The sequence below is a fragment of the Klebsiella sp. 18074 genome, from assembly GCF_902705905.1.
In the GTDB taxonomy this organism is placed as follows: Bacteria; Pseudomonadota; Gammaproteobacteria; order Enterobacterales; family Enterobacteriaceae; genus Klebsiella; species Klebsiella terrigena.
This window is the reverse complement of the sequence record NZ_CACSIS010000018.1, coordinates 114,273-120,997: the sequence shown is the minus strand read 5'-3', so window position 1 is coordinate 120,997 and position 6,725 is coordinate 114,273. Positions and strand designations below refer to the sequence as shown.

General features: G+C 58.5%; 4 protein-coding genes and 1 rRNA gene. 2 read left to right on the top strand and 3 right to left on the bottom strand.

The window, feature by feature from the left end:
- Positions 1-4: 4 nt before the first annotated feature.
- Positions 5-120, top strand: a 5S ribosomal RNA gene (gene rrf, locus GVK32_RS18385).
- Between the two features lie 927 nt (positions 121-1,047).
- The gene (locus GVK32_RS18380; RefSeq protein ID WP_159871484.1) at positions 1,048-1,365 is read left to right on the top strand and encodes a hypothetical protein; all 318 of its coding nucleotides are present in this window, start codon (positions 1,048-1,050) and stop codon (positions 1,363-1,365) included.
- A 41-nt stretch (positions 1,366-1,406) separates the two neighbouring features.
- On the opposite strand, the gene GVK32_RS18375 is transcribed toward GVK32_RS18380, so the two are convergent.
- From GVK32_RS18375 to GVK32_RS18365, 3 genes are read right to left on the bottom strand one after another with little or no spacing between them, the layout of a single operon-like run.
- Positions 1,407-2,531, bottom strand: coding sequence for an ABC transporter permease (locus tag GVK32_RS18375; RefSeq protein WP_159871481.1), 1,125 nt, complete (start codon positions 2,529-2,531; stop codon positions 1,407-1,409).
- Positions 2,531-5,272, bottom strand: coding sequence for a ribosome-associated ATPase/putative transporter RbbA (gene rbbA, locus GVK32_RS18370; RefSeq protein WP_159871478.1), 2,742 nt, complete (start codon positions 5,270-5,272; stop codon positions 2,531-2,533). Before rbbA ends, GVK32_RS18375 begins: the two co-directional genes overlap by 1 nt.
- Entirely contained in the window at positions 5,269-6,336 is a 1,068-nt protein-coding gene (locus GVK32_RS18365) for an HlyD family secretion protein (RefSeq protein WP_159871475.1), read from the bottom strand. The genes rbbA and GVK32_RS18365 overlap by 4 nt, the downstream gene beginning before the upstream one ends.
- Between the last annotated feature and the right edge of the window lie 389 nt (positions 6,337-6,725).

The window sequence follows — 6,725 nt, the reverse complement described above, 5'->3', positions numbered from 1 at the left end:
TTTGCCTGGCGGCAACAGCGCGGTGGTCCCACCTGACCCCATGCCGAACTCAGAAGTGAAACGCCGTAGCGCCGATGGTAGTGTGGGGTCTCCCCATGTGAGAGTAGGGAACTGCCAGGCATCAAATAAAGCAAAAGGCTCAGTCGAAAGACTGGGCCTTTTGTTTTATCTGTTGTTTGTCGGTAAGCGCTCTCCTGAGGAGGACAAATTCGCCGGGAGCGGATTTGCACAGCACGCAGTGCTGCCCGGAGGGTGGCGGGCAGGAGGCCCGCCATAAACTGTCAGGCATCAAACAAACAAAGAAATCTCATGCGCAGGCATGGGGTTTTTTGTTGTCTGCGGTTCAGGAAAAGCGGCCGGATGCCGCCCGGATCGGGCGCTGCGCGCCGCGATCCCTGACTGTTCGGGTGCTAAAAAACTCACGAATTCGGAGCAATAGACCGCAGGACGCCCGCCATAAACTGCCATACATCAATCAAGCCGTCGGCTGAAAACAATTGCCTGAAAAAAACAAGGGCCTGATGCCGCCCGGATCTCCCCTCACACACCGCACTCTGCTGATAAGTACGACGCCTTCCCACCCCTGATGCTATACTCGTCATACTTCAAGTTGCATGTGTGTTGGCTACGTTCGCTCACCCGAATCACTTACTGGTGTAAGCTCATCGGGATTCACTCCCTTGCCGCCGTCCTGCAACTTGAATTATTTAGAGTATATATTTAAAATATCAATCAGCTTTGTTTTAAATATAAAACCACGGTTTTTAATTAATTCTCTGAATATCTTTAATTCACTCATTGATTATATTTAATTAATATTATCAATTAGTTGAAAAATAACGCTTCGCTATTCCAGACGTAAAATCGTAATAACTGGACTTTGCGAATAAAATGATTTACTGTCCTTAACACTTTGTTAACTTGATCGGGTTCGGATTAACCGAATTGTGATATAAAATATCAAGCGTACTGCCGATATTAATGCCTGTTTCGGTCACTCCCGGGGCTAAATAACCCCTGTCACCGGGTGGCAATATGAGAATATAAATGAAAATCCTGCTTGGCTGGCCCCCTTTGCGCCGCCTCACTCGCTACGTACAAGAACGCCTTACCTTTTTGGTCCTGCTCTGCTGGCCGGCAATTATCTGGCTGGCGTGTCGCGTCTGCGTCTGGCTGGTCGATAGCGCCTATATGCTGATGGATAAGCCGTTAAGCGACTCGTTTACCGTCTATCTGCAGCCGCTGATGACCTTCGGCACGCTGGTCCGCATCTCGGTGAGCTGGGTCGTGCTGCTGTTCATTTTGTTTAGCATGGCGATGGGCTTTACCTGGCTGCTGCGTCGCGTGATAAACAGCAAAAAATAATCCACCGGCCGCCGCCTAAGGTGACGGCCGGTAAGGCTTATTCACGCCATCGCGCCGATGGTCTTACGAAACCGCAGCAGGGCGATGGCAAAAAATGCTGCGCCAATCGCCATCAGGGTTAAAAACTGCGGCCAGACGATGGCAAAGCCGGCACCGCGATACAGAATCGCCTGCGCGAGGCTGACGAAGTGGGTGGTCGGCATGGTTAACATAATATCCTGTACCGCCTGGGGCATGCTTTCCCGCGGGGTTGAGCCGCCTGAAAGCATCTGCAGCGGCAGCAGTACGAGGATCATCAGCAGCCCCAGCTGCGGCATCGAGCGTGCCACCGTCCCCATAAAGATCCCGATAGAGGTGGTTGCGAACAGGCTCAGGGCCACGCCCAGCATAAACAGTGGGATCGAGCCTTCAATCGGCACCTGCAGCACCCCCTGAACCATCAGCAGCAGCGAAAGCCCGGAAACGACCAGCACCACCAGCCCCATCGACCAGATTTTTGCCAGCATAATTTCGAACGGCGTCACCGGCATAACCAGCAGGTGCTCGACCGTGCCGTGCTCCCGCTCGCGGATCAGCGCCGAGCCGGTCAGTACGATCGCCAGCATGGTGATGTTGTTGATGATGGCCATGACCGCGCCAAAGCGCTCCTGCTCAAGATTGGGGTTAAAGCGCATGCGTACCGCCAGCTCTACTGGCAGAGTGGCGTTATCCCGGTAGCGGGCAACGAAGCCGTTCACCTCTCCGCTGATAATATTCTGGATATAGCCATTGCCGGTAAACGCCTGGCTCATCCGCGTGGCGTCGACGTTAACCTGTATTTCCGGCTGCCGACCGGCGAGCACGTCGCGCTGAAAGTTGGGGGGAATATTAATGGCGAAGGTATAGTTCCCGGCATCCAGCCCGGCATCCATCTCATCTTCGTTAATCAGCTCCGGAGGTAAAAACCACGGCCGATAAAAGCCGTTGATCATACGCGAGGAGAGCTGCGATTTATCCATATCGGCAATCGCCACCGGCGCCAGATGCAGCGAGCCTGGCATCACGGTCGCAGAGGAATAGACCGACACGGTAAAGGCGAAGAGGATTAAGGTCAGCATCGCCTTATCGCCGAGCAGGCTGCGCAGCTCCTTGACGCCGAGATTATAAATATTGCGTAATCCGCGCATCATCCCTCCTGTTTTTTCAGCAGCCACACGCTGAGGCCGAGCACCAGCGGGACGGCAATCAGCAGCGGTATAAAGGATGCCCACAGATCCGTCAGGCTCAGGGCTTTTGAGAATGTGCCGCGGGCGATGGTCAGAAAATGGCTGGTCGGGTAGATCTGACCAATCCAGCGGCCGGGCCCCTCCAGCGACGCGACCGGGTCAATCATGCCGGAAAACTGCGTGGCCGGTATCAGCGTAATAATGGCGGTGCCGAAGATGGCCGCAATCTGGCTTTTCATAAAGGTGGAGATCAGCAGCCCCAGCCCGGTGGCGATGGTGACATAGAGCAGCGCCGCCAGGGTCAGGGTCAGAAAACTGCCCTTATGCGCTACGCCAAACACCAACACCGACAGCGCGCACAGCAGGAAAAAGTTAAACATTCCCAGCACGATATAGGGCAGCTGCTTGCCGAGCAGAAACTCGCTGCGGGTCGTCGGGGTGACGTACAGATTAATGATTGAGCCAAGCTCTTTTTCACGTACCACGCTCAGCGCGCTGAGCATCGCCGGGATCATCATCAGCAGCAGCGGGATCACCGCCGGAACGATGGCCGGCAGGCTTTTCACGTCCGGGTTATAGCGATAGAGCGTCTCGATGGATATCAGCGACGTATCGCGGGTGGGAGAGGCCTGCCGCCCGGCCATCTCCTGTAGCCATGCCAGATGCATGGCCTGAACGTAGCCGCGCACCGTCTCGGCACGATTAGGCATGGCGCCGTCCACCCAGACGCCAATTTGCACCGGCGTGCCGCGGGCAATATCGCGGCCAAAATTAGGCGGGATTTCAACGGCCACGGCCAGCTCGCCGCTGCGCATCCGCCGGTCCAGTTCGTCATAGCTCTGCAGCGGCGGCTGCTCAATAAAGTAGCGTGAGCCGGCAATATTCTGCGACCAGCCCTGGCTGCTGAGAGTCTGGTCGCGATCGAGCACCGCGAAGCGCAGATCTTCCACGTCCATGCTGATGCCGTATCCCATGATGAACATCAGAATAACGGTACCCAGCAGGGCCAGGGTCGATCGTACCGGATCGCGCCGCAGCTCCAGCGCTTCGCGCCGGCTGTAGCTAAAGAGCCGTCCAGGGCTGAACGCCTGCTGCGCCGCCGCCGTCCCGGACGAAGCGCTAGCCGGCGGAGCGGGCGCTGTTTCAGCGACGGGCTGCTGAGCATCCTGCAGCCAGCCGATAAACGCCTCTTCAAGCGTTGCCGCACCGCGCCGGGCCACCAGCGCCTGCGGGGTATCGCTGGCCAGCACCTTTCCGGCGTGCATCAGCGAAATACGATCGCAGCGCTCGGCTTCGTTCATAAAGTGGGTCGAGATAAAAATGGTCACCCGATCCTGACGGGCGAGATCGACCATCAGCTGCCAGAACATATCCCTGGCGACCGGATCGACGCCGGAAGTTGGCTCATCGAGGATCAGCATTTCCGGGCGATGGATCACCGCCACGGCGAGAGAGAGCCGCTGACGAATACCCAGCGGCAGAGCGGTGGGCAGGGTATCTTCGACCTCCGTTAACATAAAGCGCTGGCTCATTTCCGCTACCCGAGCGGGGATCTCGCCATCCGGGATGTGGAATAAGCGGGCGTGCAGCTCGAGGTTCTGCCTGACGGTCAGCTCGCTGTAGAGGGAGAAGGCCTGCGACATATAGCCGACGCGGCGGCGGGTTTCGATATCCTTCGGATCGACCGGCTGACCAAATAGCCAGGCCTCTCCTTCGCTGGCGGGCAGCAGGCCGGTAAGCATCTTCATGGTGGTTGATTTACCGCAGCCGTTTGAGCCGAGGAAACCAAAAATCTCGCCGCGGGCGATGCGGAGATTCACGCGATCGACCGCCACGAAGCTGCCAAAGCGCATGGTCAGGTCGCGGGCCTCAATCGCGATGTCATCGTCCTGCGCGCTGCGCGGCGGGATGATGACCTCTTTGTGCGCCTCGCGCTGGGCTGCCGGCAGCAGGGCGATAAACGCCTGCTCCAGCGTCTGGCTGTCGGTTCGCGCCTTGAGCTCTTCGGCGCTGCCGGTCGCCAGCACTTCCCCGGCGTTCATCGCCACCAGCCAGTCGAAGCGCTCCGCTTCTTCCATATAGGCCGTCGCCACCAGCACGCTCATCTCCGGCTGGCGCTGGCGAATGCTGTCAATCAGCTCCCAGAACTGGGCGCGAGACAGCGGATCAACGCCGGTGGTGGGCTCATCAAGGATCAGCAGCTGCGGATCGTGGATCAGGGCGCAGCACAGGCCGAGCTTCTGCTTCATCCCGCCGGACAGCTTCCCGGCAGGACGGTCGCGGAAAGGGGCCAGCCCGGTGCTGTGCAGGAGCTCATCGATACGGTTCTCGCGTTCGGCCTTGTCGTGACCGAAGAGCCGGGCAAAGAAATCGACGTTTTCATACACCGACAGGGTGTGATAGAGGTTTTTGCCCAGCCCCTGCGGCATCCAGGCGATTTTGGGGCAGACATCCCGCCGATGCCGGGCGTCGCGCATATCGCCGCCGAGGACCATCACGTTGCCCTGTTCAATCGCCCGCGCCCCGGAAATCAGCGACAGCAGGCTGGATTTGCCGACGCCGTCAGGGCCAATCAGGCCCACCATCCGACGAGCTGGAATGCTTAGCGTGATATCCCGCAGCGCGACGGTGGCGCCAAAGCGCTGGCCGACGCGTTCCAGCAGGGCGACCGGTGGGTAAGTATCCTGCTGAGGGCCTCTCATTGCGGCAACCTCACCGTGAGCGTATCGGGCCAGGCCTGCTGGCTATCCAGGCGAACGTATGCCATGCCGGGCAGGCCGGTTTTAACATACTCCTGCTGCTGCTCCAGCAGCTCCGGCGGAATGCGGGCCTTCACGCGGAACATCAGCTTCAGGCGCTCATCGCTGGTTTCTACCGTTTTCGGCGTAAACTGCGCGACGCTGGCGACAAAGCTGATATGGGCGGGAACGACCAGGTTTGGCGCCGCGTCCAGCACGATGCGCGCCTCGCTGCCCAGCGCCAGCAGGCCAGCCTGCTCGGTTGGCAGGAAGAAGGTCATATAGACATCGGAGAGGTCGACCATATTCAGCACCCGACCGCCGGCGGCCAGGACTTCGCCCGGCTCGGCGACGCGATACTGAATTCGGCCGTCGCGCAGCGCTTTGAGCGCGCTATCGTCAATATCGGCGAGGATGCGTCGTTCCGTCGCCTGCGCGGCATCAACGCGGGTTTGCGCCTGAATAATGCTGGTGCGGGCAGCTTCAATTGCCGCCCTCGCCGCAGACACCTGGGCTCTGGCGGATTCGAGCGCTGCCCGGGCGCTTTCCGCTGCCGCCTGGTCATCGTCGAGCTGCTGGGCCGAAACCGCGCCGCGCTGCGACAGCGCGCTGGAGCGCACGTGCCGTTTAGCGGTGGAGTTGAGCTCCGCCTGCCGCTGCTTTACCACCGCTTCGGTGGCGCGCATTTCGCTTTGCCGCTGATCCAGCTGCGCTTTGGCGGCGGCGACTGCGCTTTCAGCCTCTTTGATCTGGGCGGCGGCTTCGAGGCGCTGTTCGTTAAGCACCCGAATATCCATCCGCGCCAGCACCTCGCCCTTGCGAACGAACAGCCCCTCTTTGACCAGAATGGCGTCGATGCGTCCGGCGGTTTTGGTGGCGATATCCACCTCGGTGGCTTCTATCCTGCCGTTGCTGCTGGCAAACCCCTCCGCAAGTCCCGGCGGACGCAGCGCCCACCATATTAGGGCGGCGATGACCGCCAGCAGGCCGACAAGGCACCAGGCCCAGTGCTGTTTGATTTTGTCCATACGCTACTCGCTCTGTTCCATATTGCTGAGTGATGCGCGTTTCTTTCCTCCGCCATACGGAACGTTATCTCTTTGAAAGATTGAGGAGTGGAGGGGCAAGGCCGACCGGCGCGCGGATCCAGCTGCGCGGCTAACCGGTGAGAAAGATGTACTACGAATGTGGTCATCATCAGCAATCCAGGCCTTAAATGAAACACGCATAAATATAGCTACTGTCTATTGGATACTAGCATTTGCATTGAGTATATCCATACTATAAATATGGTTTATTGATACCGCGTCGCGAACCGCCTGTCGACGGCCGCACGGAAAGGCGTAAAGTATGATTGATGCATTTTCAATCTGGTTGGTCATAGCTAACTGTTGTATGATTTGCGGCCCTGAAAAGA

What these genes read in the sequence shown, in the direction of transcription:
- GVK32_RS18375 (WP_159871481.1), bottom strand. Translation starts at nt 2,531, where the DNA reads ATGCGCGGATTACGCAATATTTATAATCTCGGCGTCAAGGAGCTGCGC.
- rbbA (WP_159871478.1), bottom strand. Translation starts at nt 5,272, where the DNA reads ATGAGAGGCCCTCAGCAGGATACTTACCCACCGGTCGCCCTGCTGGAA.
- GVK32_RS18380 (WP_159871484.1), top strand. Translation starts at nt 1,048, where the DNA reads ATGAAAATCCTGCTTGGCTGGCCCCCTTTGCGCCGCCTCACTCGCTAC.
- GVK32_RS18365 (WP_159871475.1), bottom strand. Translation starts at nt 6,336, where the DNA reads ATGGACAAAATCAAACAGCACTGGGCCTGGTGCCTTGTCGGCCTGCTG.